The 25,043-nt window shown below is 64.0% G+C and carries 25 protein-coding genes; 17 read left to right on the forward strand and 8 right to left on the reverse strand.

Annotation, left to right across the window (positions count from 1 at the left end):
• The first annotated feature begins 1 nt into the window (after position 1).
• A complete protein-coding gene (yihA, locus tag AB1Z25_RS00405) occupies positions 2-634 on the forward strand; it encodes a ribosome biogenesis GTP-binding protein YihA/YsxC (RefSeq protein ID WP_107797785.1) in 633 nt (210 codons plus the stop codon).
• Between the two features lie 179 nt (positions 635-813).
• Here yihA and AB1Z25_RS00410 read toward each other — a convergent pair whose 3' ends face one another.
• The 3 genes from AB1Z25_RS00410 to AB1Z25_RS00420 form a co-directional block, all read right to left on the reverse strand.
• A complete protein-coding gene (locus AB1Z25_RS00410; protein ID WP_486636372.1) occupies positions 814-1,620 on the reverse strand; it encodes a septal ring lytic transglycosylase RlpA family protein in 807 nt (268 codons plus the stop codon).
• A 198-nt stretch (positions 1,621-1,818) separates the two neighbouring features.
• The gene (locus AB1Z25_RS00415; protein WP_081555202.1) at positions 1,819-2,283 is read right to left on the reverse strand and encodes a tRNA (cytidine(34)-2'-O)-methyltransferase; all 465 of its coding nucleotides are present in this window, start codon (positions 2,281-2,283) and stop codon (positions 1,819-1,821) included.
• 40 nt (positions 2,284-2,323) lie between these two features.
• A complete protein-coding gene (locus AB1Z25_RS00420; protein WP_486636373.1) occupies positions 2,324-3,034 on the reverse strand; it encodes a ComFC family protein in 711 nt (236 codons plus the stop codon).
• A gap of 144 nt (positions 3,035-3,178) precedes the next feature.
• On the opposite strand from AB1Z25_RS00420, the gene bioB reads away from it, so the two are divergent.
• The 10 genes from bioB to AB1Z25_RS00470 all read left to right on the forward strand — a co-directional run bounded on the left by bioB (position 3,179) and on the right by AB1Z25_RS00470 (position 13,851).
• A complete protein-coding gene (bioB, locus tag AB1Z25_RS00425; protein ID WP_107797787.1) occupies positions 3,179-4,162 on the forward strand; it encodes a biotin synthase BioB in 984 nt (327 codons plus the stop codon).
• Positions 4,163-4,278: 116 nt separating this feature from the next.
• The gene (bioF, locus tag AB1Z25_RS00430; RefSeq protein WP_486636374.1) at positions 4,279-5,433 is read left to right on the forward strand and encodes an 8-amino-7-oxononanoate synthase; all 1,155 of its coding nucleotides are present in this window, start codon (positions 4,279-4,281) and stop codon (positions 5,431-5,433) included.
• Between the two features lie 72 nt (positions 5,434-5,505).
• Positions 5,506-8,355, forward strand: coding sequence for a bifunctional diguanylate cyclase/phosphodiesterase (locus AB1Z25_RS00435; RefSeq protein ID WP_486636375.1), 2,850 nt, complete (start codon positions 5,506-5,508; stop codon positions 8,353-8,355).
• Entirely contained in the window at positions 8,345-8,974 is a 630-nt protein-coding gene (locus AB1Z25_RS00440) for a class I SAM-dependent methyltransferase (RefSeq protein ID WP_107797790.1), read from the forward strand. The genes AB1Z25_RS00435 and AB1Z25_RS00440 overlap by 11 nt, the downstream gene beginning before the upstream one ends.
• Positions 8,975-8,998: 24 nt before the next feature.
• Positions 8,999-9,763 (forward strand): pimeloyl-ACP methyl ester esterase BioH, encoded by a 765-nt coding sequence (gene bioH, locus AB1Z25_RS00445; RefSeq protein ID WP_227106447.1) that lies wholly within the window; start codon positions 8,999-9,001, stop codon positions 9,761-9,763.
• A complete protein-coding gene (bioC, locus tag AB1Z25_RS00450; RefSeq protein WP_107797792.1) occupies positions 9,760-10,662 on the forward strand; it encodes a malonyl-ACP O-methyltransferase BioC in 903 nt (300 codons plus the stop codon). The genes bioH and bioC overlap by 4 nt, the downstream gene beginning before the upstream one ends.
• A 4-nt stretch (positions 10,663-10,666) precedes the next feature.
• Positions 10,667-11,212: a GNAT family N-acetyltransferase gene (locus AB1Z25_RS00455; RefSeq protein WP_486636376.1), complete on the forward strand. Its 546-nt coding sequence runs from the start codon at positions 10,667-10,669 to the stop codon at positions 11,210-11,212.
• A gap of 15 nt (positions 11,213-11,227) precedes the next feature.
• Positions 11,228-12,127, forward strand: a complete 900-nt coding sequence (locus tag AB1Z25_RS00460) for a patatin-like phospholipase family protein (protein WP_486636377.1) — start codon at positions 11,228-11,230, stop codon at positions 12,125-12,127.
• 90 nt (positions 12,128-12,217) lie between these two features.
• Positions 12,218-12,871: a glutathione S-transferase family protein gene (locus AB1Z25_RS00465; RefSeq protein ID WP_107797795.1), complete on the forward strand. Its 654-nt coding sequence runs from the start codon at positions 12,218-12,220 to the stop codon at positions 12,869-12,871.
• Positions 12,872-12,993: 122 nt separating this feature from the next.
• Positions 12,994-13,851 carry a sterol desaturase family protein gene (locus tag AB1Z25_RS00470; RefSeq protein ID WP_235084995.1) on the forward strand — a complete coding sequence of 286 codons (858 nt, stop codon included), beginning with the start codon at positions 12,994-12,996 and terminating at the stop codon, positions 13,849-13,851.
• A gap of 119 nt (positions 13,852-13,970) precedes the next feature.
• On the opposite strand, the gene AB1Z25_RS00475 is transcribed toward AB1Z25_RS00470, so the two are convergent.
• Positions 13,971-14,699 carry a glycine zipper 2TM domain-containing protein gene (locus AB1Z25_RS00475; RefSeq protein WP_227106455.1) on the reverse strand — a complete coding sequence of 243 codons (729 nt, stop codon included), beginning with the start codon at positions 14,697-14,699 and terminating at the stop codon, positions 13,971-13,973.
• 513 nt (positions 14,700-15,212) lie between these two features.
• On the opposite strand from AB1Z25_RS00475, the gene AB1Z25_RS00480 reads away from it, so the two are divergent.
• From AB1Z25_RS00480 to map, 4 genes are all read left to right on the forward strand, one after another.
• Entirely contained in the window at positions 15,213-16,595 is a 1,383-nt protein-coding gene (locus AB1Z25_RS00480; RefSeq protein WP_235084993.1) for an amino acid permease, read from the forward strand.
• Positions 16,596-17,088: 493 nt separating this feature from the next.
• Positions 17,089-18,465, forward strand: a complete 1,377-nt coding sequence (locus AB1Z25_RS00485) for an amino acid permease (protein ID WP_233246631.1) — start codon at positions 17,089-17,091, stop codon at positions 18,463-18,465.
• A gap of 216 nt (positions 18,466-18,681) precedes the next feature.
• Entirely contained in the window at positions 18,682-19,995 is a 1,314-nt protein-coding gene (locus AB1Z25_RS00490; RefSeq protein WP_486636378.1) for a sodium-dependent transporter, read from the forward strand.
• Positions 19,996-20,034: 39 nt separating this feature from the next.
• On the forward strand, positions 20,035-20,826 hold the full coding sequence (gene map / locus AB1Z25_RS00495) for a type I methionyl aminopeptidase (protein WP_107797799.1): 792 nt from the start codon (positions 20,035-20,037) through the stop codon (positions 20,824-20,826).
• A 162-nt stretch (positions 20,827-20,988) separates the two neighbouring features.
• Here the strand turns inward: map and AB1Z25_RS00500 are convergent, their stop codons facing one another.
• The 4 genes from AB1Z25_RS00500 to AB1Z25_RS00515 form a co-directional block, all read right to left on the reverse strand.
• Positions 20,989-21,300, reverse strand: a complete 312-nt coding sequence (locus AB1Z25_RS00500; protein ID WP_486636379.1) for an AzlD domain-containing protein — start codon at positions 21,298-21,300, stop codon at positions 20,989-20,991.
• On the reverse strand, positions 21,297-22,001 hold the full coding sequence (locus AB1Z25_RS00505; protein WP_486636380.1) for an AzlC family ABC transporter permease: 705 nt from the start codon (positions 21,999-22,001) through the stop codon (positions 21,297-21,299). The genes AB1Z25_RS00500 and AB1Z25_RS00505 overlap by 4 nt, the downstream gene beginning before the upstream one ends.
• Positions 22,002-22,249: 248 nt before the next feature.
• Positions 22,250-23,083 (reverse strand): AraC family transcriptional regulator, encoded by an 834-nt coding sequence (locus AB1Z25_RS00510; protein ID WP_107797802.1) that lies wholly within the window; start codon positions 23,081-23,083, stop codon positions 22,250-22,252.
• 21 nt (positions 23,084-23,104) lie between these two features.
• Positions 23,105-23,749 (reverse strand): MarC family NAAT transporter, encoded by a 645-nt coding sequence (locus AB1Z25_RS00515; protein ID WP_048408368.1) that lies wholly within the window; start codon positions 23,747-23,749, stop codon positions 23,105-23,107.
• Positions 23,750-23,937: 188 nt separating this feature from the next.
• Between AB1Z25_RS00515 and AB1Z25_RS00520 the strand changes: the two genes are divergently transcribed.
• Together AB1Z25_RS00520 and AB1Z25_RS00525 are read left to right on the forward strand one after the other, a co-directional pair.
• Positions 23,938-24,411, forward strand: a complete 474-nt coding sequence (locus AB1Z25_RS00520) for a copper chaperone PCu(A)C (RefSeq protein WP_107797803.1) — start codon at positions 23,938-23,940, stop codon at positions 24,409-24,411.
• A gap of 320 nt (positions 24,412-24,731) precedes the next feature.
• Positions 24,732-25,037 carry an Rdx family protein gene (locus tag AB1Z25_RS00525; RefSeq protein ID WP_107801578.1) on the forward strand — a complete coding sequence of 102 codons (306 nt, stop codon included), beginning with the start codon at positions 24,732-24,734 and terminating at the stop codon, positions 25,035-25,037.
• Positions 25,038-25,043: the final 6 nt, after the last annotated feature.

The raw sequence follows: 25,043 nt of genomic DNA on the forward strand, positions 1-25,043 counted from the left end.
TATGTCGACTTTTCAAAACGCCCGATTTTATACCACCGTCAACCACATGAAGGACTTGCCGCCTACCCGAGCGGAGGTCGCTTTCGTGGGGCGCTCCAATGCCGGCAAGTCCAGCGCCATCAACACATTGGCCAATCATGGCCGCCTGGCGCGGGTGTCCAAGACGCCGGGCCGCACCCAGCACATCAATTTTTTTGAGCTGGGTAACGAATGTTTTCTAGTCGATTTGCCCGGTTATGGCTATGCCGAGGTGCCTGAAGCGGTTCGCGCGCACTGGGTGGAACTGCTGGGACGCTATCTGCAGTCGCGCCAGAGCCTGATCGGTCTGCTGTTGATCATGGACGCGCGCCATCCTTTGAAAGAGCTGGACCGCAAGATGCTGGAGTTCTTCCGGGTGAACCGGCGACCGGTGCATATCCTGTTGTCCAAAGCCGACAAACTGTCGCGCCAGGAGCAATCCAAGGTGCTGGCCCTGGTCAAGAGCGAGCTGAAAGACTATCCGGACGTCAGCGTGCAGATGTTCTCCAGCCTGAAGAAAAGCGGGGTAGAGGACGTGGAGCGGGTGGTGAACGGCTGGTTCGAGCAGTACATGGGACAGCCGGCCGCGGACGAAGCCGCGCCGCCGGAACTTTAGGAACAGGCCCGCACCTAAACAAGCAGGTGGCCAACACCTCCCGCTTGCCTCCCTGAGCGGGGCCTGGATTGATCAGGCTTACCCCGGCAGCAGCTTGCCGGGGTTTTTTATCGGCGGCGGAAACGAAAAAGGCGAAGGAGATTTCTCCTTCGCCTTTGTCATGAACCCGGCTTGATGGCTTACAAGCTGGTGACTACGGTCTCCACGTGCAGGTTCTCGGCGGCGTTGCGCACCGCGTCGCTGGAGCGGAAAGGCCCCAGGCGCACTTTGTAGACGCCTTCCTGATTCACGATGCCAAGCTTGGACTCGTACTTGTCGTCCATCTCGCCCAGCATTTTCTGCACCATCGCCTCGGCGTTGGACAGTTTGGAGAAGCTGCCCAGTTGCAGATACTTGGGCGTGTCTTCTACGCGTCGCGCGGTGTTGACGGGACGGGTGCTGGCGATGTTCTCGCCGCCGGCGTCCGGCCATACGCGTTCGATGGCGATCTTGGCGCTGCCTTGCTTGATGAAGCCCAGGCGGTAGGCCGCTGCGTAGGACAGGTCCATCAGGCGGCTCTTGTGGAAGGGGCCGCGGTCATTGACGCGCACCACCACGGATTTGCCGTTGTTCAGATTGGTGACCCGGGCGTAGCTCGGGATCGGCAGCGTAGGATGGGCGGCGGTCATGGCGAACATATCGTATTTCTCGCCGGAGGACGTCTTGCGGCCGTGGAACTGCTTGCCGTACCAGGAGGCGCGGCCCGTGGCTTGATAGGGCTTTTCGCGCGTGTCGGGACGGAAGCTCATCCCCAGCGCCGTGTAGGGCAGATTGGCCGACTTGATCAGCGGCTCTTCCTGCGGCACGGCGTCCGGCACCAGGTTCAGGTTGACCGGGATATGGTCCGCGGGACCATCGTTCTGGAAATAAGCTCCATTCTTGGCAACGGTTTTCTTGTTGCCGGTCGACGAGGACGCCGACTGGTTGGTGGCGCTGGCCGTCTTCACGGTGGAACAGGCCACGAGTACGAGACTGACGAACACAAGCCACAGCCATCGGAGTACTGATTGCATAGATCTCCCTTATGCTGTCGGAACCACTGCAAAACCTTGGCGCGCCGTTTCAACGTCGGCGCTTCGCGCTTGCTTGCAAGCGCCAAGTCCAGGCTTTCCAGAGTCCCTTGTTGGGCCGATCTGCGAACCGCTTCAGCTTCCCCCTGCGAAATCGAGCTGTCGCCAAGCCTCGAACACCGTCACCGCGACCGCGTTCGAAAGATTGAGACTTCTTGATTCTGGACGCATCGGCAAACGAATCCTCTGCTGGGGAGGCAAAGACTCCAGCACTTCAGGCGGCAGACCGCGGGATTCGGGACCGAACAAAAAAACGTCCCCAGGTTGATAGGATATCCGGTCATGGCGCTCGGAGCCCTTGGTGGTGGCGGCGAAAATACGCCGTCCGCGCAAAGTCTCTTGACAAGCCGCCCAATCCTCATGAACCACTACGCGAGCGTACTCGTGGTAATCGAGTCCCGCGCGTCGCAGCTTGGCGTCCTCCAAAGGGAAGCCCATGGGTTTGACCAGATGCAGTTCACAGCCGGTGTTGGCACATAAACGAATCACATTGCCCGTGTTGGGCGGTATTTCCGGCTGAAAAAGAATTACAGTGAACATCGTTGGCAGCCTGGATTGTTCCAAAGAATCAAAATCTTGGTCAAGTTTTAGGAGAAAAGGCCCTGGCGAGCACCCAGCCATCGACCCGTTTTGCCCCCTGTTTTTTCAAAATTTCGGCCAGCGCCGACAGGGTGGCGCCGCTGGTGGCGACGTCATCGACAATGGCGATGGAAAGCCCGTCACAGCGGCAATTTACGCCGAAAGCATGGCGGAGGTTTTTCCGGCGTTCGGCGCGCCCGAGCGAGGCCTGGGACGGAGTGTTGTATTTTCGCCAACAAACCTCGGCGCTCAAACGGCTCGCCATTGTAGCAGCGAATGCTTTTGCCAACTCATGACTTTGATTGAAACCGCGCTCGGCAAGTCGTTCTTTTGCCAGTGGAACGGGAATGACAAGGTGATAGTCTTGGCGGCGCGGACGGGCGAAATCGGCGAGCAGGCCGCTAAGCGCCGCGCCCATTTGCAGCTGTTTTCCGTATTTGAAGGCGTGGATCAGCGCGGCGAGCGGGTAGTCGAAGCAGTAGGGCGCGTACAGCGCGTCGAAGGCGGGCGGGAAGCGTTGGCATTGGCCGCACAGGCCGGAAACCGGCAGGGGTTCGGCGCAGCGCGCGCATTGCGCGGGCGGCAGCGCCGGCAGCCGGCGGCGGCAGTCGGCGCAGAAACCCCGGCTTGCCCGCCAATCCCCGCAGAGCCAGCAGGGTTGATTAAATATTGTGCACTTGTCAATTATGAGGCTTGTCAGGTTTGACAGCATGGCGCCCTCCCCAGCAAGATGCGCTGATTCGCCCCACGCCCGGCCGGGCGTGGCACTCTGACGGTCCTGACGGCGCAAGCCGGAATTATCCTTGCCTGATCAAGGTCTTCCATCGCCGGACAGCGACCACAGCCAGGATAGACCATGCATTCTTCCGCTATTGAATTCAAGCCTTCCGCCACCCCGCACCCTGAGTCACCCAGCTGGACTGTGGCGGAAATCGAAACCCTGCTGGCGCTGCCCTTCATGGAGCTGGTGTTTCGCGCGGCCGAGATTCATCGTCAGTTTTTCGACCCCGCCAAAGTGCAGCTGTCCACGCTGATTTCCATCAAGACCGGCGGCTGTCCGGAGGACTGCGGCTACTGTCCGCAATCGGCGCATCACGACACCCCGGTGCCCAATCAGCCGATGCTGACGGTTGATGAAGTTTTGAGCGCCGCGCGCGCGGCCAAGGCCAACGGCGCCAGCCGCTTTTGCATGGGCGCGGCCTGGCGTGGCCCCAAGGACGCGGACTTGGAGAAAACTTTGGAAATGGTCAAGGAAGTCAAAGCCTTGGGTCTGGAAACCTGCGCCACTTTCGGTTTGTTGAAGGGAGGCCAGGCGGAAAAACTGAAGGCGGCGGGCCTGGATTATTACAATCACAATCTGGACACCTCGCCGGATAAATATTCCGATATCATTGCCACGCGCGACTACGAAGACCGCCTCGACACTTTGGGAAAAGTACGCAGCGCCGGTCTGTCGGTGTGCTGCGGTGGTATTGTTGGCATGAATGAAACCCGCAACGATCGCGCAGGTCTGATTGCACAGCTAGCGAATCTTGAGCCGCAACCGGAATCGGTGCCTATCAACAAGCTGGTCAAGGTGGAGGGCACGCCGCTGGAAGGCGCCGCGCCGCTGGACTGGACCGAGTTTGTGCGCACCATCGCGGTGGCCCGCATCGTGATGCCCAAAACCTATGTGCGATTGTCCGCCGGACGCCGTGAAATGGATGAGTCCACGCAGGCTTTGTGCTTCCTGGCCGGGGCCAATTCCATCTTCTACGGGGACAAGCTGCTGACCACCGGCAACCCCGAGGTGGACGCCGACCGGCTCTTGCTGGAAAAGCTTGATCTGACGCCGCTTTGAGCGGTTTGGGCGGCGGATTCGCGGGCGATGTAAAAAATGTATATATAAGGAATAGCTTGGGCGGACGGCGAGGCCGGTTTCCGCCAAGCCCTTTACACGGGATATTTCGAGCCGATATGCGCCTTCAAGACCTGCCTGCCGCCCTGATGGATCTTTCCGCCACCCACCGCCGCCGCCAACGCGCGATCGTCGACAGCCCGCAGGGGGTTGAAGTGGTGGTGGACGGACGTTCCTATGTTTCTTTCGCCAGCAACGATTACCTCGGGCTGGCCGATCACCCGGCCCTGGTGCGCGCCGCGCAGCAGGGTCTCGAGCGTTGGGGAGTGGGCGGCGGTTCATCGCATCTGCTGGCCGGCCACTTCAGCGTGCAGCAAGAAGCCGAGGAGGCGCTAGCGGAATTCGTCGGCCAGCCGGCTGCATTATTGTTCGGCTCCGGCTACGCGGCCAATCTGGCGATTGTCAGCAGCTTGCTGGATCGCGGCGACGCGGTGTTCGCCGACCGGCTGAACCACGCCTCGCTGAACGACGCCTGTAGGCTGAGCCGCGCCGAGTTCAAACGCTTCCATCACAACGATTTGACGCAGCTGGAGCGCTTGCTGGCCGAGTCCGACGCCAAAACCAAGCTGATCGCGGTGGAGTCGGTGTACAGCATGGACGGCGACGAAGCGCCGCTGCCCGCGCTCTTGGCGCTGGCCGAGCGTTACGAGGCCTGGCTGTACGTGGACGACGCCCATGGTTTCGGCGTGCTGGGCGAGGGCCGCGGCGCGCTGGCCGAGCACGGCCTGTCCAGCCCGCGGCTGATTTACATGGCGACCCTGGGTAAGGCCGCCGGCGTAGCCGGCGCCTTCATCGCCGGCGGCGCTGATCTGGTGGAATGGCTGATCAATGCGGCCCGCAGCTATATCTACACCACTTCCCAGCCGCCGGCGCTGGCCTGTGCGATCTTGGCCAGCCTGCGCCTGATCGCCGAGGCCGGCGAGCGGCGCGCGTGCTTGCGCGAATCGATAGCAATCATCAAATCCGGACTATCCGAGTCCAAATACTCCGCAGGGGCTTCCCGAACGCCGATTCAGCCACTTATCATAGGCAGCGATGAACAGGCGTTGGCCTTGGCCGCCCGTCTGCGCGACCAAGGTTTGTGGGTGCCGGCGATCCGCCCGCCCACGGTGGCCGCAGGGACGGCGCGCTTGCGTTTGTCCTTGTCGGCCATGCACCAGCCGGAACACTTGCAGCGCCTGCTGTCCTGTATTCAGCACGCCGCGGCGTCCTGAGCCGACGCGCCCATGGGGAGGGGCGCGCCGGCATGGCCGGATTTTCCAGCTAACTCATACTACGATAATCACATGAAGAGCATGGCTGAATATCTGGCGACGCCAGAGCAGGCCGCCGCTATGGCGCTGTCTCTGCTGCAAGAGCAGGGAGGGGTGCGCGTTGCCGCGGTCTGGCGGCAGCTGGGGGCGGCTTGGCAGCTTTTGGCCGCGCTGGGCGACGCCGACGCCTTGCCCGGCGCGGAGGCGCTGGCGAGCGGGGACAGGCTGGACGCCGGCTGCGAGGCGATGCCTTTGCGCGCCGGCGAGCAAGTGCTGGGTTGGCTGGTGTGGCGCGGCGACGCCGGTCCGGCGTTGAATCCGTCCGCCGCCTTGCTGTGCGCCCATCTGTTGTGCGCGCGGCTGGGCGCGGAGCAGGTGGCCTCGCGCGAGGCCAACGAGGCCTTGTTCGATATTTCTCAGCTGGCCGAAGAGTGCGGCACCATCGATCAGGTATTGCCCGGCCTGCACCGGCAGATGATGCGGCTGATGGACGCCAGCAACTTCTACATCGCCCTGTACGACGATGAAGCCCAGGTCATCCACTTTCCCTTCTACATCGACCAGCGCGATCCCGCACCGCCCGCCAGCGACGCCATTTTCCCGCTGAGCGGCCACGCCCAGTCCCTGACCGCCTGGTTGATACGCGGCGGCAAGCCGGTGGTGCTGAGCCGGGAGCGCCTGTTGGAAGTGTGCCAGCAGGAGGGCCTGAGCCGGCAGGGGCTGTTGCCGGCCAGCTGGATGGGCGCGCCGCTGGCCAATGCCGGCGGCCATGTCATCGGCGCGGTGGTGCTGCAGCTGTACGAGGATCAAACGCCGCTGACCTCGGCCGAGCAGCAGTTGTTTCTGTTCGCCGCCCGCCATGTCGGCTTCGTGCTGGAGCGAGTCTTGCACCGCAGCCAGCTGGAGCGTCAGGTCTGGCTGCGCACCAGCGAGCTGGAGGGCGCCAACGCGAGGCTGCGCGCCGAAGTGGCCGAGCGCAAGCGCGCCGAGCGTTTCCAGGGCGCCTTGTTCCGGATCGCGGAACTGTCCAATACCAGCTTGTCGCTGGAGGCCTTTCTCGGCGGCCTGCACCGCTTGCTGGCCGAGATGGTGCCGGCGCGCAATTGCCTGGTGGCCTTGTACGACCAGACCGAGGATTGCATCAGCTTCCCCTATTGCGCAGACGAATACGCGCCGCCGCTCAAGCCGCACCGGCCGGGCAAGGGCTTCGTCGAACAGGTGCTGCACAGCGGCCGGCCCTTGTTGATCGACCCCTATTCGCAACAGAACCGCCAGCCGGACGCCGACGAAGAACTGCCCCGGCCCAAGAGCTGGCTGGGCGTGCCCCTGTATTGCGGCACCGATCTTCTGGGCGTGCTGGCGGTGCAAAGCTATGAAGACGACGTGGTCTACAACTTCCGCGACCAAGAAGTGCTGGAGTTCGTCGCCAACCACATCGGCGCGGCGCTGACCCGGGTCAAGGCGCTGGAGAGCCTGCAAACCGCTTATGTGGAACTGGAGCAGCGGGTGCGCGAGCGCACCAGCGAGCTGGACGCGGTCAACGCCCAGCTGGAGTTCGACAGCCTGCACGATCCGCTGACCAAGCTGCCCAACCGCAGCTATTTTTCCAAGGCTTTGCGCCGGGCCTGGGAGGCGTACGCGAATGGCGGCGGCGAACGCTTCGCGGTGCTGTTCATCGATCTGGACCGCTTCAAGCTGGTCAACGACACCCTGGGCCATCTGGCCGGCGACCACCTCTTGTTCGAGGCCGGCGCGCGCATCCGCTCCTGCCTGCGTCATTACGATTTCCTGGCGCGGCTGGGCGGCGACGAATTCGCGGTGCTGATGTTCGGCATGGACGGAGGCGGCGACTGCGAGCGCATCGCCCAGCGCATCGTCAGCGAGTTCGAACGGCCGGTGATCCTGGCGGGGCGGGAGGTGTTCTCCACCGCCAGCGTCGGCGTGGTGCTGGCGGACCATGAGCATTACCACAAGGCCGACGATCTGCTGCGCGACGCCGACCACGCGATGTATTGCACCAAACAGCAAGGGCGGCAGGGCTATACCCTGTTCAACCACGAGTTGCGCATCAATCAGGCGGACCAGCTGGCGATGGAGAGCGAACTGCGGCGCGCGCTGGAGGAGGAGGGGCAGCTGCAGCCGTATTTCCAGCCCTTCATCGACGGCGACAGCGGCGAGCTGGTGGGCTTCGAGGCCTTGGCCCGCTGGCAGCACCCGCAGCGCGGCCTGATTTCGCCCGGCCTGTTTTTACCCATCGCCGAGGAAAGCGGGCTGATCACCCGGCTGGACCGCTATATGCTGAACGCGGCCTGCGCCCAATTGAGCGCGTGGCGCGTTCAGGGCCGGGTGGGGCCGGAGGTGGCCTTGCACATCAATCTGTCCTCGGCCCATTTCCACGATCCGGAACTGGCGGCCTGGATAGGAGAGCGCATCCGGCATTACCGGCTGCCGCCGGCGACGCTGCACCTGGAAATCACCGAGAGCGCGCTGATCGATCAGCCGGAAATCGCCGCCACCGTGATGCACGCGCTGCATGAACTGGGCGTGAGGCTGGCGCTGGACGACTTCGGCACCGGCTATTCGGCGCTGTCCTATCTGCACCGCTATCGTTTCGACGTGCTGAAGATAGACCAGTCCTTCGTCTTCGATCTTGACCGCACCCAGGAGTCGGCGGCCATTGTGCGCGCCATCCTGGCGTTGGCCAAGGCGCTGGATCTGGAGGTGGTGGCCGAGGGCGTGGAAACCGCCGCCCAACTGGCCATGCTCAAAAAAATGGGCTGCGGCAAACTGCAGGGTTTCTACTTCGCCGCCCCGGCGCCGGCGGAGGGCGTGGACTGGGAGCGGCTGGCCCGCTTCCGGCAGGAGTTCCAGAGTGAGTGCTAGCGGATGGCGGCGTTGGCCGCTGGCGTTCAACCGCTGGCGCTACAATCTGTACGCGCCGGTCTACGACCGGGTGGCGCAGGCCTTCGCCGCGCGCCGGCGCCGCTCCATCGCCCTGCTCAACCCGCAGCCGGAGGAGCGCATCCTGCTGGTGGCGGCCGGCACCGGCCTGGATCTGGATTTCATGGTGCGTTGCCGACATGTGGCCGCCATCGACATCTCGGACGGCATGCTGGAGCGGCTGAGCGCCCACGCCGCGGCGCTGGGCATGGCGGTGGACGCCAGGGTGATGGACGCGCAGGCGCTGGATTTTCCCGACGCCAGCTTCGACGCGGTGGTCTTGCATCTGGCGCTGGCGGTGGTGCCGGACCCGCAAGCCTGCATCCGCGAAGTGGAGCGCGTGCTCAAGCCCGGCGGCCGGGCGGCGGTGTTCGACAAATTCCTGCCCGACGGCCGGCGGCCGTCCTTATTGCGCAGCGCCGGCAATCTGCTGTCGCGGGCGATCGCCACCGATATCAACCGCCGGCTGGAAGATATCCTGGCGGCTTGTCGTTTGAGCAAGGTTCATGACGAAGATGCCGGACTAGGTGGTTTCTTTCGCATTGCGATCTTGCGAAAATGAAGGTTTCACCCCATCTGGTCGTCCATGAGTCTGTTTGTTGAAACGCTGGGCCAAGGCCCGGACGTGGTCCTGTTGCACGGCTGGGGCCTGCATGGCGGCGTGTTCAGCCGCGTGGCGGCGCGCTTGGCCGCCAGTCATTGCGTGCATCTGGTCGACCTTCCCGGTCACGGCGCTTCCGCTCCGCTGGCCTCCTTCGACGCCGACGCGGTGGCCGATCTGCTGGACCAGGCCTTTCCTTTGCCGCTGCAATTGGTGGGCTGGTCGCTGGGCGGTTTGATCGCCCAGCACTGGGCCGCTCGCCATCCGGACAAGATCAAGAGCCTGGCCTTGGTGGCGACCAGCCCGCGCTTCGTGCGCGACGATAGCTGGCCGCACGCGCAGGAGCGCAAGTCCATCGAAGCGGTGGCCGCCAGCCTGGACGGCGCCTTCGAGCAGACGCTGGAGCGTTTTCTCGCCTTGCAGATGATGGGCGCGCCGTCGGCGCGCGACACCCTGAAGGCCTTGCGCGCGGACTTGTTCGCCCACGGCAGGCCGCAAGGCCTGTTGCCGGCGCTGGAGCTGCTGCTGACGGCGGACGCGCGCGCGCTGGCCGGACGCATTCAATGCCCGGCGGGCCTGTTCTACGGCGCTCGCGACGCCATCACCCCGATAGGCGCCGGCCGTTGGCTGGCCGACGCGCTGGGCGACGCCCGGCTTTATGAATTTCCGCAAGCGTCGCACGCGCCGTTTCTGTCGCACGAAGCCGAATTCGTCGCCGCGCTTGCCCAGCATTTGGAAGCCCATGCATGACTGAAGCGTTTTACACCGACAAGGCGCGAGTGCGCGCCTCGTTCGAAAAGGCCGCCGCCAGTTACGACTCCGCCGCGGTCTTGCAGCGCGAAGTCTCCGACCGGATGTCCGAGCGGCTGGACTACATCAAGTTTCAGCCGCAAGTGGTGCTGGACGCCGGCGCCGGCACCGGCTACGGCTCGGCCCAGCTGCGCGCCCGCTACCCGGACGCGCGCGTGGTGGAGCTGGATCTGGCGCAGGCGATGCTGCAAGCCTCGCGCGCCAAGCAGCAAAGCGGCGACGGCCTGTTGAAGAAACTGTTCCGCCCCAGCCTGCCGTGGCAGGTGGTGGCCGACGTCGAGCGCCTGCCGCTGGCCGACGCCAGCGTGGACATGATTTGGTCCAGCCTCACCATCCAGTGGGTCAATGTGCCGGACAGCGTGTTCGCCGAATTCCGCCGCGTGTTGAAGCCCGAAGGCATGCTGATGTTTTCCACCCTGGGCCCGGACACCCTGCATGAGCTGCGCGGCGCTTTCGCCGGCGTGGACCGCGCCACCCACGTCAACCAGTTCATCGACATGCATGATCTGGGCGACGCGCTGATGCGGGCCGGTTTCGCCGAGCCGGTGATGGACATGGAAAAAATCGTGCTGACCTACGGCCGCGCCCGCGAGGTGATGGCGGATCTGAAGGCCATAGGCGCGCACAACGCCACCAGCGGCCGCGGCCGCGGCCTGATGGGCAAGCACGCCTGGCAGCGGGTGGAGGCGGCCTACGAGAGCCTGCGCCGCGACGGCAAGCTGCCGGCCACCTACGAGGTGGTGTACGGCCACGCCTGGAAGGGCGGCGACAAGAAGCTGGCCAAATTCAGCGAGGACGGCCGCCAGGTGATCGAGTTCGTCAAGAAGCGGCCGGACTAAGGCGATGCTGACCATCCGCCTGGCCGCGCCCAAGGATGCCGGCTGCCTGGCCGCCTTGTCGATTCAAGTGTGGCTGAGCACCTACGTCACCGACGGCGTCCGCCGGGACATGGCCGACTATGTGCTGAGCGAATTCACGCCGGCCAATTTCGAGGCGCTGATCGCCAGCCCCTCGCATCATCTGCTGGCGATGGAGCAAGACGGCTTTCTGCTCGGCTACGCGCTGATGAAGCTGGACAGCCCCTGCCAAGGCTGCGACTTCCCCACCGTGGAAGTGTGCAGGATCTACCTGGTGGAAAGCCGCACCGGAGAGGGCCTGGGCCGGCGTTTGCTGGAAGCGGCGCGGCAATGGGCGCTCGCCCTTCCCGAACCCGCGCGTTTGTGGCTGACGGTGTGGCACCGCAACGAGCGCGCGATCGCCTTCTACCGCCGGCTGGGCATGACCGTCCACGGCGAATGCCATTTCGAATTGGAGGGCGCGCGGCATCTGAATTACGTGATGCTGGACTGCGCGCCCGTTGGGGCGGTTCCAACCACCGCCGATGCCTGAAAGCCCGATGAAATCATGATGAGCAAACACACACTCCGCCCCTGGCTGTTGGCGGGCATGGCCGCGCTGTTGTCGGCTTGTTCCACCTTGTCCTCCCCTCCCGCGGCGCAGCCGCCGAAGCCGGTGCTTAAGCCCAAGATCGGCTTGGCGCTGGGCGGCGGCGCGGCCAAGGGCTTTGCCCACGTCGGCGTGATCAAGGTGCTGGAAGCCGCCGGCCTCACGCCTGATCTGGTGACCGGTACCAGCGCCGGCAGCGTGGTCGGCAGTCTGTACGCCTCCGGCCTCAGCGGCATGCAGCTGCAAAGCAGGGCGATTCAACTGGACGAATCCAATCTGACCGATTGGACCTTGTCGAGCAAGGGCGTGATCAAGGGCGAGAAACTGCAGAACTGGATCAACGCTCAGGTGGCCAACAAGACCATGGAGCAATTGCCGCGGCCGTTCGGCGCGGTGGCCACCGAACTGGACAGCGGCCGCAAGGTGGTGTTCCGCCTGGGCAACACCGGCCAGGCCGTGCGCGCCTCGGCCAGCATTCCCAACGTCTTCCTGCCGGTGAAGATAGGAAACAAGAGCTATGTGGACGGCGGCCTGGTCAGCCCGGTGCCGGTCAGCGCCGCGCGCGAGATGGGCGCGGACTTCGTCATCGCCGTCGATATCTCGGCGCGGCCGCGCAAGGGCGCCGCCACCGGCTTTCTGTCCATGCTGGATCAGAGCCTGAACATCATGAACGGGCCGGCGCTGGCGCAAGAACTGAGGCAGGCCGACGTGGTGATCCGCCCGCAAGTGCAGAATATCGGATCCGCTCAATTCGACGCGCGTCATCAGGCTATTCTGGAAGGAGAGCGCGCCGCGCAGGCGGCGCTGCCGCAGATCAGGCAATTGCTGCAGCAAAAAGCCGTTGCCATGAATAAGTAATGGCATAATGCTGCCGGGCTGGCCCTGCATTGCAGCATGGCCGGCCGCCTTCCATCAGCAACCGCAGGCCCGGCCTGCCTGGAGACCTGAATGATCAAGCTTTACGGCGCTGCGCTGTCCCCTTATTACAACAAGGTCAAAATCGCCTTGCTGGAAAAGGGCGTCAACTTCCAAGAAATCCTCACCGCCCCTTCGCAGCAGGAAGAACTGCTGGCGAAGAGCCCGATGGGCAAGATTCCTTTTGTCGAAGTGGGCGGCCACGCCATGGCGGAGTCATCGGTGATCCTGGAATGGCTGGAGGACGCCTATCCCACCGCTTCCTTGCTGCCGCCGACGCCGAACGGCCGCGCCCACGCGCGCCAGCTGAGCGCGATGCTGGATTTGTACGTGTTGATGCCGGCGCTGCCCTTATACCGCCATTGGCTGTTCGGCAGCCCGCTGGAAGCGGGCGCGATCGACGCCGCGCGTCAGCAGATCGCCCGCGGCGTGGCCGCCTGCGCCCAGTTGCTGGATTACGGCCCTTGGGCCTGTGGCGAGGATTTCAGCAGCGCCGACATCGGCGCCGCCTGCGTCCTGCCGGCGCTGGAGCAGATGAGCAAGGCCTTGCTGGGCGAAGACCTGACCGCCGGCTTCCCCGATCGCGACGCCTATCTGCAGCGCCTGTCCGCCCGCAAGAGCGTGAGCCGGACCTGGAGCGAGCGTGAGGCGTCCTTGACCGCGTTCCGCGCGCGTCAGCAGCAATAGGGTAAACCGCAGGACAGGACCGACCCGCTTGCCGGCATTCGGCGTTTGAGTAATTATAGAGCTCAAACTCCAATCAAGTGTTTGCCCCTGACGCAAACGCCTTGCCCAAGCGGGAGGCCGTGATGAAGTTCGATATTCAGCTGCTGTTGTTGGCGATGGCGCCGGTGTTCCTGGCCTTCGTCGCCGGCGAGTTGTGGCATTTGCGCCGGCAGGGCCGGCTCAGTCTGTACGATTGGCGCGATTCAGTGTGCAGCGCCTGTCTGGGCTTGCTGCACCAGGGGGCGGACAAGTTGGCCTGGGTGCTGGCGCTGCCCTTGTACGCGTGGATTTACCAAGAACACCGGCTGTTTCAATTTTCCGACTCCTGGCTCAGCTTCTTGCTGTTGTTCATCGGCCAGGATTTCCTCTATTACTGGTTCCATCGCGTCAGCCACCGCGTGCGTTGGCTGTGGGCGGCGCACAGCGTGCATCACAGTTCCACCCGGATGAACTTCACCACCGCCTTCCGCCAGAGCCTGATGTATCCGCTGGCCGGCATGTGGGCGTTCTGGCTGCCGCTGGCCTGGCTGGGCTTTCCGCCGGAGCAGGTGGTCGGCGTGGTGTTGCTGAACCTGGCCTTCCAGTTCTTCGTGCATACCCAGGCCTGCCCCAAGCTGGGTTGGCTGGAATACGTTCTTAACACCCCGTCCATCCATCGCGGCCACCATGCCAAGAATCCGCGCTACATCGATCACAACTACGCCGGCGTGCTGGTGGTCTGGGACCGCCTGTTCGGCACCTATGTGGAGGAAAGCGCCGACGATCCCTGCGACTACGGCACGGTCAAGCCGGTGAACAGCTTCAATCCGCTATGGGTCAGCGTGGTGGAATGGCGCGATATGTTGCGGGAAGCCTGGCGCGCGCCCAACTGGAAGGACCGCTGGACGGTCTTGTTCGGCCCGCCGGAAGAGGCGGAGGCGGCCGCGGCGCGCTGGCGCTGAGGGCATGAAAAAAGCGGACCGGGAGGTCCGCTTTTGCGTGGCATGGTCTTGCCAGCCTGCGTGGCTAGCAAGCATCAGCGTCAGCGCTGAGCCAGTCGGCGCAACGCTACAGCAGGATGCTAAACCAGCACCTTGCCGTTTTTGGCCGGCAAGGTCTTGCCCTTGGGCTTGCGGTCCATGCGCACGGTGCCGGTCTTGCCGTCCAGCGAGTACTTGACGTCGTAGCCGACCACCTTCTCGCTGCTTTCGTTCACTTCATTGCAAATGGTCTGGGTGCTGTTGACCTGATCGCGTTGCTGCATGCCTTCCTGCACCTTGTTGCCGGCCAGGCCTCCCGCCAGCGCGCCGATCACGGTGGCGGCCTTCTTGCCGTTGCCGCCGCCCACCTGATTGCCCAGCACGCCGCCGATCACGCCGCCTATCACCGAGCCGGCGATGCGGTTTTGATCCTGGACCGGCGCCTGATGGGTGACCTGCTCCTGATGGCAGACCTGCTTGGGTGCGTTGACGGTTTCCTTGATCGGCGTCACCGCCAGGATGCGGGCATGGGTGGCGTGGACCGGAGCGGCTGGCTTGGCCGGCGCGCTGGGTTCGGCGGTTTTCTCCGCCGGCTTGGCCGCTTGGGCGGCTGCGACGGGCGCGGCCGCGGCGACGACCGCCGGGGCGGAGGCCACGGCGGGCGGCAGCACCGCCACTGGGGCGGATGCGGCTGCCGGCGCGCTGGCGGTTTGCTGCGGCGCGGCCGCGGTCTGAGGATTGGATTTCACGGCTTGATAGCCGGCCACGCCCAGGCCGCCGAGCGCGATGCCGCCGCCCAGCACGCTGGCGATCAACAAGGATTGTTTCATGGTTCGTCTCCAAAAGCGGGCCGTCTATGCGGCCGTAATCATGATGAGTGAGATGAAATTCAGACACTTCATGGTGGCAGACAGTTGCAAATCAAATGTTTTCCATTTGTTACTAAAAGTGGCGAATCGTTAGCGTTTGCGGCGGCGGCTCCGGTGTTGCAGCGACGCTAGCAATTTGATTTAAATCAATATATCAGCGAGTGAACGCTTGCTTATATGCGAAATGGCATGCTGGGCCCCGCGATGGGGGGCGTGGCAGAAATTTGCAGTAGTCTGCAGGTAATTGAGCAATTAGAGCAAAGTTTTTGTTTAAATAATCGAATTTAATTTCATTGTATCCAATATATGACGCTATTAAGGCATAAAAATCCAATGTCTTCATTTGACGCGAGGCGAGCATGAGTGCTTAATGTCCAGCTTGTTGATGTTTGCAACAGAAACGAAGCGGCTTGCCTGAATTGTCATGCTGTTGGTATTAATGTTGCTGGAAAATGATGATTTTAGGGGGCAGCCTTGACTGATATCTCCACCGAAGCCGGTTTGAAGCGCGGTTTGAAAAACCGCCACATCCAATTGATCGCCTTGGGCGGCGCGGTCGGTACCGGCCTGTTCTTGGGCTCGGCCAGCGTGCTGAAGGCCGCCGGTCCGTCCATGATTCTGGGTTATGCCGTCGCCGGCCTGATCGCCTTCATGATCATGCGCCAGTTGGGCGAAATGGTGGCCCAGGAGCCGGTGGCCGGCTCGTTCAGCCACTTCGCCTACCGTTACTGGGGCGATTTCGCCGGCTTCCTGTCCGGCTGGAACTACTGGGTGCTGTACATCCTGGTCAGCATGGCGGAACTCACCGCCGTCGGCGCCTATGTCCAGTACTGGTGGCCGCATGTCCCCGCCTGGGTGTCGGCGCTGGTGTTCTTCGTCTGTATCAACGGCATCAATCTGGCCAACGTCAAGGTTTACGGCGAGGCGGAGTTCTGGTTCGCGCTGATCAAGGTGGTGGCGGTGATTGCCATGATTCTGTTCGGCGGCTACCTGCTGCTGACCGGCACCGGCGGTCCGCAAGCCTCGTTCAGCAATCTGTGGAGCGATGGCGGCTTCTTCCCGCATGGTTTCAGCGGCCTGTTCATGATGATGGCGGTGATCATGTTCTCCTTCGGCGGCCTGGAACTGATTGGCCTGACCGCGGCCGAGGCGGATAACCCGCGCACCACCATTCCCAAGGCGGTGAACCAGGTGATCTACCGCATCCTGATCTTCTACATCGGTTCGCTGGTGGTGCTGCTGTCGTTGTACCCGTGGAGCAAGGTGGCGTCCGGCGGCAGCCCCTTCGTGATGATCTTCCAGCAAATCGGCTCCGGGCTGACCGCCAATCTGCTCAACTTCGTGGTGCTGACCGCGGCGCTGTCGGTGTACAACAGCAGCGTTTACGCCAATAGCCGCATGCTGTATGGCTTGGCCAGACAGGGCAACGCGCCCAAGGCCTTGATGCAGGTGGACCAGCGCGGCGTGCCGGTGCCGGCGATCCTGGTGTCGGCGTTGGCCACTTTCGCCTGCGTGATCCTGAACTATGTGCTGCCGGGCGAGGCCTTGGGCATTTTGATGTCGCTGGTGGTGGCCGCGCTGGTGACCAACTGGGCGATGATCAGCCTGACGCATTTGAAGTTCCGCCGCGCCAAGGTCGAAGCCGGCGAGCAACTGGTGTTCAAGTCCTTCTGGTTCCCGCTGACCAATTGGATCTGCCTGGCTTTCATGGCGATGATTCTGTTGATCCTGCTGCTGACCCCGGGCGCCGCGGTATCGGTCTATGTGTTGCCGATATGGCTGGGGCTGCTGTGGGTGGGCTATCGCGCCAAAGCCAAGGGCGCGCCGGCGGCGGAGCCCGTGCGCCAGACCTCCTGAGTGTTTTCACGACGCTCGCGCAGCGAGCGTATCGGCGGGCCGCCTCATCCGGGCGGCCCTGCTTTTTGCCCCGCGCGGTCCGCCGCCTCGATTCGCATTTAATTAGACTTATTGTCTAATTTACTTGGTGTTGATGATGGTCTTATGAATCATCACCAGATGTTTTGAAAAATGTTTTTGACCTTTTGTCTTATTTTGTTTAGTCTGAACGTGGTTTGTTTGAAGTTGATGTATGTAATAAGGATGTCTTGCTTGCTTTTTGGACTTTTTGTCTGATTGACGGATGGTGAGGGCCTTGCTGCATTGATGAAGCAATACCGTCCCATTCACAAGAGAGCCTGCTTACGATGGCGCGAGCTGGGGCGAGACAAGGTTTTGCGGCTGAGAAAGCGGAATGCGCGCATGGCGCACGAGCAATGCCAAGCCGGATTCAAAGCCGTATCGCCGCGCGCCGCTGATCGTAAACAGCTTTCCATCAGCAGGAGGCGCCAAGGTGAGCGTTACCCCCACTTCCACCGGTTTGAAGCGCGAGCTGAAAAACCGCCATATCCAATTGATCGCGCTGGGCGGCGCGATCGGCACCGGTCTGTTCCTGGGGTCGGCCAGCGTGTTGAAAGCGGCCGGACCGGCGATGATTCTCGGCTACGCCGTCGCCGGCTTCATCATTTTCCTGATCATGCGCCAATTGGGCGAGATGCTGGCCGAAGAGCCGGTGGCCGGCTCGCTCAGCCATTTCGCCGGCCGTTACTGGGGCAAGTTTCCGGCCTTCCTGTCCGGTTGGAATTACTGGGCGCTGTATGTGCTGGCCGGCATGGCCGAACTGACGGCCGCAGGCGAGTACGTGCGCTATTGGTGGCCGGATGTGCCCACCTGGGTCACCGCGCTGGTCTTCTTCACTGCGATCACCGGCGTCAATCTGAGCAGCGTCAAATACTATGGCGAGACGGAGTTCTGGTTCGCGCTGATCAAGGTGGGCGCGGTCATCGCGATGATCGTGTTCGGCGGCTATCTGCTCTTGTCCGGCAAGGGCGGCCCGCAGGCTTCGGTGAGCAATCTGTGGAGCGACGGCGGCTTCTTTCCGCATGGCGTAGGCGGCCTGTTCATGACGATGGCGGTGATCATGTTCTCCTTCGGCGGCTTGGAGCTGATCGGCATGGCGGCGGCGGAGACCCAGGACCCGCAGAAAACCATTCCCAGAGCGGTGAATCAGGTGATCTACCGCGTGCTGATTTTCTACATCGGCTCGCTGCTGGTGCTGTTGTCCCTGTATCCGTGGAGCAAGGTGGCCGCCGGCGGCAGCCCCTTCGTGATGATTTTCGAGCAGATCGGCGCCGGCTTCGCCGCTCACGGGCTTAATTTCGTGGTGTTGACCGCGGCCTTGTCGGTGTACAACGGCGGCGTCTACGCCACCAGCCGCATGCTGTTCAGCCTGGCGCAACAGGGCAATGCGCCCAAGAGCATGGCCAGGCTGGACAAGCGCGGGGTGCCGGTCAACGCCACCTTGTTGTCGGCGTTGGCGACCTTCGCCGGCGTGGTGCTCAATTACCTGCTGCCCAGCGGCGCGCTGGCCTTATTGATGTCGCTGGTGGTCACCGCCCTGGTGATCAACTGGGCGCTGATCAGCCTGACTCACATGAAGTTCCGCCGCGCCCAGGGCGGCCGCAAGCTGGTGTTCGCCTCGCTGTGGCATCCGTTCTCCAATTGGCTGTGCCTGGCCTTCATGTTGATGATCCTGGGAGTGATGCTGTTCACGCCGGGGGTGGCGGTGTCGGTGTACGTTTTGCCGGCCTGGCTGCTGGTCCTGTGGCTGGGTTTCCGGCTGAAGCGGCCGGGGGCGGACGCGGCCGGTCTGGCCGTCGACAAGGCGTGAATCCGCATGCCGGGCTTGACGTACTGGGGCGTAAACCGGCATGCTTCCACGCTTATGAAGCAAACGATCCCATTCCAGACCAAAACGTGGTGGTGGCGCAGCTAATCGGCGCGCCAGGGATGTTCGCATCTGTTTTCCGGGCCGCCGTCATGGGCGGCCTTGTTGTATCCAGCGTTACCCCGTGCGGCGGCAAATTGTTCTGACTCAGGAGTTGTCATGTCTCGCACACAATGGGGTTCCCGCCTCGGTTTCATTCTGGCTTCGGCCGGCGCCACGGTCGGCCTGGGCTCCATCTGGAAGTTTCCCTACGTCACCGCGATGAACGGCGGCGGCGCGTTTCTGCTGATCTATCTATTGCTGACCTTCACGCTGGGCATCGCCTTGCTGCTGGCCGAGATCGCCATCGGCCGCGCGGCGGCCTGCGGCGCGGTGAGCGCCTTCGCGCGGCTGGGTTCGCGCCGCTGGAAGCTGGTGGGCTATGCCGGCGTGCTGTGCGGTTTCCTGGTGTTTTCCTTCTACAGCGTGGTGGGCGGCTGGACGCTGGGCTATCTGCTGCGCGCGGTGGACGGCCGGGTGATGAGCAACGACCCGGCGGCGCTGGCGCGCTTGTTCGGCGATTACGTGTCCGATCCCTTCGAATCCCTGCTGACTCACGCCCTGTTCACCGGCCTGACGTTGCTGGTGGTGATGTGCGGGGTGCAGAAGGGGATTGAGCGCGCCGGCAAGGTGTTGATGCCGCTGCTGTTCCTGCTGATGCTGGGCCTGATCGCCCGCTCGCTGACCTTGCCGGGCGCAGGGGCCGGCGTGGCGGCCTTGCTGACGCCGGATTTCACCAAGGTGACGCCGGGCATGCTGGTGGAAGCGCTGGGCCTGGCCTTCTTTTCCTTGTCGGTGGGCGCCGGTTGCATGATCGCCTACGGTTCCTATCTGGGCCGGGACGCGAAACTGGCGGGCGCCGCGCTGTGGGTGACCGGCCTGACCACGCTGACCTCGGTCTTGGCCGGCCTGATGATCTTTCCTGCGATCTACGCCTTTGGGCTGGATCCTCAGGCCGGACCGGGCCTGACCTATATGACCATGCCGGTGGTGTTCAACCACCTGCCTTTCGGCCAAGCCCTGGCGGCGGCCTTCTTTCTGCTGCTGCTGATGGCGGCGCTGACCTCCTCGGTGTCCCTGCTGGAACTGGTGGCGGTGTTTCCCATCGACGAGTGGGGCGTAGGCCGGCGCAGGGCGACGCTGCTGATCTGCCTGCTGGTGTTTTGCGCCGGCATTCCGGCGGCGCTGTCCTTCGGGCCCTTGGCGGACTGGAAGCTGTTCGACCGCAATGTGTTCGAGCTGATGGACTACACCGCGTCCAACATCCTGCTGCCGCTGGGCGGCATCGGCACCGCCTGCTTCGCCGGCTGGGTGATCTGGCCGACCATGCGCGCCGAGCTGCAATTGCCCGCGGCGCTGAGCGCCGGCGTGCGCTTCATCTATTGCTGGGCGGCGCCCATTCTGATCAGCCTGGTGCTGGTATACAATATCTGATTCGCTTTGCCGTTGGCATGGGCAAGAAAGGGGGGCGCCATGATTAAAACCGAGTCCGACATCCAGGGCATGATCTTGGCCGGCGCCCTGACCGCGCAAGTGCTGCAGGCGGTGGAGGAGAAGATCCGGCCCGGGGTCAGCACGCTGGAGATCGACGCCTTTTGCGAGCGTTACATCGTCGAGCGATTGGGCGCGCGGCCGGGCAGCAAGGGGCAGTACGGCTTCCCGTTCAGCGTCAACACCTCGGTCAATCAGGTGGTGTGCCACGGCTGGCCGTCCGAGCGGCAGCGTCTGAAGCGCGGCGACATCGTCAACGTCGACGTCACGGTGCTGAAGGACGGCTATTACGGCGACAGCAGCAAGACCTTCGCCGTCGGCGAGATCAGCCCGTACGCCCAGCGCCTGGTGGACGTCACCCAGCGCTGCCTGTATCTGGCCATCGCCAAGGTCCGCCCGGGCGCGACGCTGGGCGACATCGGCCACGCAATCCAGCAGCACGCCGAGGCGCAGGGCTATAGCGTGGTGCGCGAGTATTGCGGCCACGGCATCGGCGCCGCCATGCACGAGGAGCCGCAAGTGCTGCATTACGGCCGGCCCGGCCAAGGGCTCAAGCTGGAGGCCGGCATGACCTTCACCATCGAGCCGATGATCAATCAGGGCGGCAAGGACGTGAAGGTGTTGCCGGACGGCTGGACGGTGGTGACGCGGGACCGCAGCCTGTCGGCTCAGTTCGAGCACACCCTCCTGGTCACCGCCGACGGCTGCCGCATCCTGACCTTGCGCGAAGAGGAAAAAGCGGGCCTGGCGGCGCTGGGTCTGTTGGCGGCTTAGACCCGCCAAGCAAACTCCTGATCCTGCTTGCGCCTCCTGGCCGCACCCCTTGTACGGCCTGCGCCGGCGCGCCTTGGCTCGGCTTCTCCGCGAGGCGTTGCGAGCGGCTCTTAAGCCCGTTCCGTCCATCTCGCCGAAGCGCAGCAGATCGTAAACAGATTCTTAGAGCCAGCGCAGCAAGCCATAGACGATAAAGCTGACCACAATGGCGAGCAGGGTCTTGCCGTTCTTCCACGCCACCGCGATGGCGACCAGAGTGCCGATCAGATAGGCGTTGCCCAGCGACAGATCAATGCGCCCGGCCGGGGCCAGCGCCATTGGCGCCACCAGCGCCGACAGCACCGCCGCCGGCACATAGTGCAGCGCGCGGTTCAGCCAGTCCGGGAAGGCCAGCCGCTGGCCGAACACCAGAAAGCTGGCGCGGATCAGCAAGGTGGCCGCCAGCATGCCGAAAATCATCCACCAATGGTTCATGCCGCCTCCTTTCGCTTGCCTTCCAGCAAGAGTCCGGAGCCGACGCCGAGCAGCGCCGCCAGCATCAGGTCCAGCTTGTAGGGCAGGCCGCGCGCCAGCAGCGCGGTCAGGCCGGCCACCGCCGCGGCCGCCAGCGTGGGCCGTTTTTTCAATTGCGGCGCGACGATGGCGGCGAAAGTGGCCACCATGGCGAAGTCCAGGCCCAGCTGCGCCAGCCCCGGCACCGAGCGCCCCAGCAGCACGCCGGCCAGCGTCCACGCCTGCCAATTGCCGTACATCGCCAGCGAGGAGCCCAGCCAATACCACTGGCCGCCGGCCGCGGCCTGGGTGCGGAAACGGTGTTCGACCACGGCGAAGGTTTCGTCGGTGAGCCAGAACGCCAGCGGCCAGCGCCAGGCCAGCGGCCATTGCCGCGCATAGGGCAGCAGGGTGGCGCTGTACAGCGCGTGACGCAGATTGACCACGAAAGTGGTCAGCCAGATCACCGGCAGCGCGGCGCCGGCGGCCACCAGGCTGACGGCGATGAATTGCGAGGAGCCGGCGAACACCAGCAAGGACATGGCTTGGGTGCTCAGCGGGCTGAGCCCGGCGGCGATGGCCAAGGTGCCGAAAATCACGCCGAAGGGCGCGGCGCCTATCAGCATGGGCAGGCTGTCGCGCGCGCCTTGCAAGGCCCAGGCGGCGGGGGTGGGGCGGGTCATCGGGGCGTATCCTTGCGGCAATGAGATGGATTCATCATGCCGCCGAAACCGGCCGCCGTCTTGAACGATTTTGCGGGGGATGGCCGCGTGGCTTTGAGCTGCTTCTCAGGGCCTGTTCAAAGTCTCGCGAGCAAGGGCGAGACAAGGCGAAAACGAGCGAAAAAGCGGAATGTACAGGTGGTACATGAGCATTTTGAGCTTGTTTTTAACGCCGTATCGCTGAAGCGCAGCAGACTTTGAACAGGTTCTCAGCGGCGCAGGCCCAGCGCGCGTTGATAGGCCGCCGGCGCCAGGCCCACGGTGTGGCGGAAGGCGCGGGTCAGATGGGCCTGGTCGGCGAAACCCAGGCTGAGCGCCACCGCGCCGGGCGTTTGTCCCTGCGCCAGCAATTGGCGCGCGCGATTGACGCGCAGCTGATTGCGCCAAGCCACCGGCGGCAGGCCGAAGTGCTGGCGAAACTGGCGGCACAGCTGCCAGGGCGAGAGCTGGGCCGCTTCCGCCAGCGTCTGCAGCGACAGATTGTCGCTGACGGCGTCGGCCAGCATCTGCCGCGCCAGCTCCACCGCGCGCGGGGCGGCCGCCTGCGTCTGGCCGCGCACCTGCATATGGCGTTGCAGCACCGCGCCGAACATGCGCTGCAACGCAGATTCGCGCAGCAGCCGGTCCCGGCTGTCGCGCAGCAGGCGATGCAGCTGGTCCATGCCGGCGGCCAGCGGCGCGTCCAGCACCACGGTGTCGCGAAAATAAGGCCGGGCGTGGGCGTCGCCGCTGATGTCGGCGGCCAGCTTTTGGAGGAAGTCCGCGGACGGATAGAAGCCGCGATAGGCCCAGCCGCGCGCGTCGGCGGTTTCGCCGGTATGCACTTCGCCGGGATTGATCAGCACCAGCGCGCCGACGCCGGCGCGGTGGGTGCCGCCGCGGTGGCGGTAGGACTGCGCGCCCAGGGTCAGCGCGTTGACCACGTATTCTTCATGAAAATGCGGCGGAAACACCCGCTGGGCATAGCTGGCGTCCAGGCATTCCAAGGCGCCGATGTCGTCGGCGCGGAAGAAATCGGAACGATCGGACGCCGGGCGGGACATGGCGGGGCGTCGCGGCCGGCCTCAGGAGCCGGCCATGAAGGTGCGGATGCCGGAACCGACGAACTGCACGCCGATGCAGATCAGCAAAAAGCCCATCAGCCGCGTCATCACTTCGCGGCCGCCGCGGCCCAGACGCTGGGCGATCAGCTGCGAGGATTTCAGCGTCAGCCACATGCCGAAGCAGGTGCCGCCGATGGCGGCGAAGGTCATCGCGAAGGCCAGCGCCTTGGCCGGCAGCGTGGTCAGTTCGGCGATCTCGGTGGAAATGCCGATGACCACGGCGATGGTGCCGGGGCCGCTGATGCCGGGCATGGCCAGCGGGAAGAAGGCGTAGTCCTCGCGTTCGCCGGTCTTGGGCGCGTTGCCCGGATCCTGAGACAGGAACAGCATGCGGTAGCCGAGCACGGCGACGACGAAGCCGCCGGAAATGCGCAGCGCGCCGTAGGAAATGCCGAAGGCGGACATGATCACGTTGCCGGCCAGCAGGCTGACCACCATGATGGCGGCTGCGAACACGCAGGCGCGGCGCGCCTGATTGTCGCGCGCAGAGTCGCTCATCTCGCGGGTCAGGGTGATGAACAGCGGAATCTTGGATAGCGGGTTGGTGATGGTGATCAGGCTGAGCAGCCCGCCGAACAGGAATTGGAGCGACAACGTCTTGAGCATGGCACTACGCTGATGAAGCGAACATTACATGGAATGGACGCAGTCTGCCTGAGGCCGCGGGCAAGTGACAAGGGAAATTCTGCGGCCGGCGGCGCGAAGCGCGCGCGGCATGACATTGGCTGTGGCATTATGCCGCACAGCTGCCTGCGGCGGCTGTGCTAGAGTGCGGAAAACCCGAGGAATCCATTATGCAAAAGACATTGAGCGCCCTGTTGGGCCTGTGCCTGCTGAGCGCCGGCGCGATGGCGCACGAATTCAAGCTGGGCGATATGAAGATCGGCCATCCATGGAGCCGGGCGATGCCGGAAAGCAGCCCCACCGGCGGCGTTTACCTGTCGCTGAGCAATCGCGGCAAGGCCGCGGACAAACTGTTGTCCGCCAGCACGCCGCGCGCGGACAAGGCCGAACTGCACACCCACATCAACGACAAGGGCGTGATGCGCATGCGCGAAGTGGCCGGTGGCGTGGCCGTGGCCGCAGGCCAGGAAGTCAAGTTCGCACCCGGCAGCTATCACGTGATGCTGATGGGCCTGAAGCAGCCGCTGCGCGTGGGCGACCGCTTTCCGCTGACATTGCGATTCGAGAAAGCGGGCAGCGTGACCGTGGAAGTGGTGGTGGAAGACGGCGTGGCCGCCGCCGCGCCGGCCGAGCACGCGCATTGAACGGCAAGGCGCGATGCTACCGGTAACGTTGCGCCGAAGTTACATCGTGCAGTGCAGCAATCGGCGCGGGCTGGAGTAAATGCTTTACCCCGCGCCGGCGACTGGGCAGACTTGGCCTCGGGAATGTGTTGAGAACAAGACGTCATTGCCACTGCCGGCGCCCTGAACAAGGTCAAAACGCCAAGTCTGCACAAAGAGAGAAACGATGGAGGAGCGAGCGCTTGCGCCCGCACACAACAAAATCCAGGGACGCCGGCAGTTCCTTTCCCCTCCCATGATGTATGCTGTCAGCCATCTTCTTGCCGACCGCGTTTTCCCGCATGACACCCTCTATCCCCCCCGCCAAATCTCCGCGCCTGAGCATTGAATACTGCACCGGCTGCCGCTGGCTGCTGCGCGCCGCCTGGATGGCGCAGGAGCTACTGACCACCTTCGAGAAGGAATTGGCGGAAGTGGCCTTGCAGCCCGGCAGCGGCGGCGTGTTCCGCGTCGAACTGGACGGCGAGCTGCTGTGGGACCGCAAGGCCGACGGCGGTTTCCCCGACATCAAGCTGCTGAAGCAGCGGGTGCGCGACCGGGTGGCGCCGCAGCGTTCGCTGGGCCATAGCGACGGCGCCGTTTCCTGACCCGGC

The organism is Chromobacterium sp. HL1 (assembly GCF_057418835.1).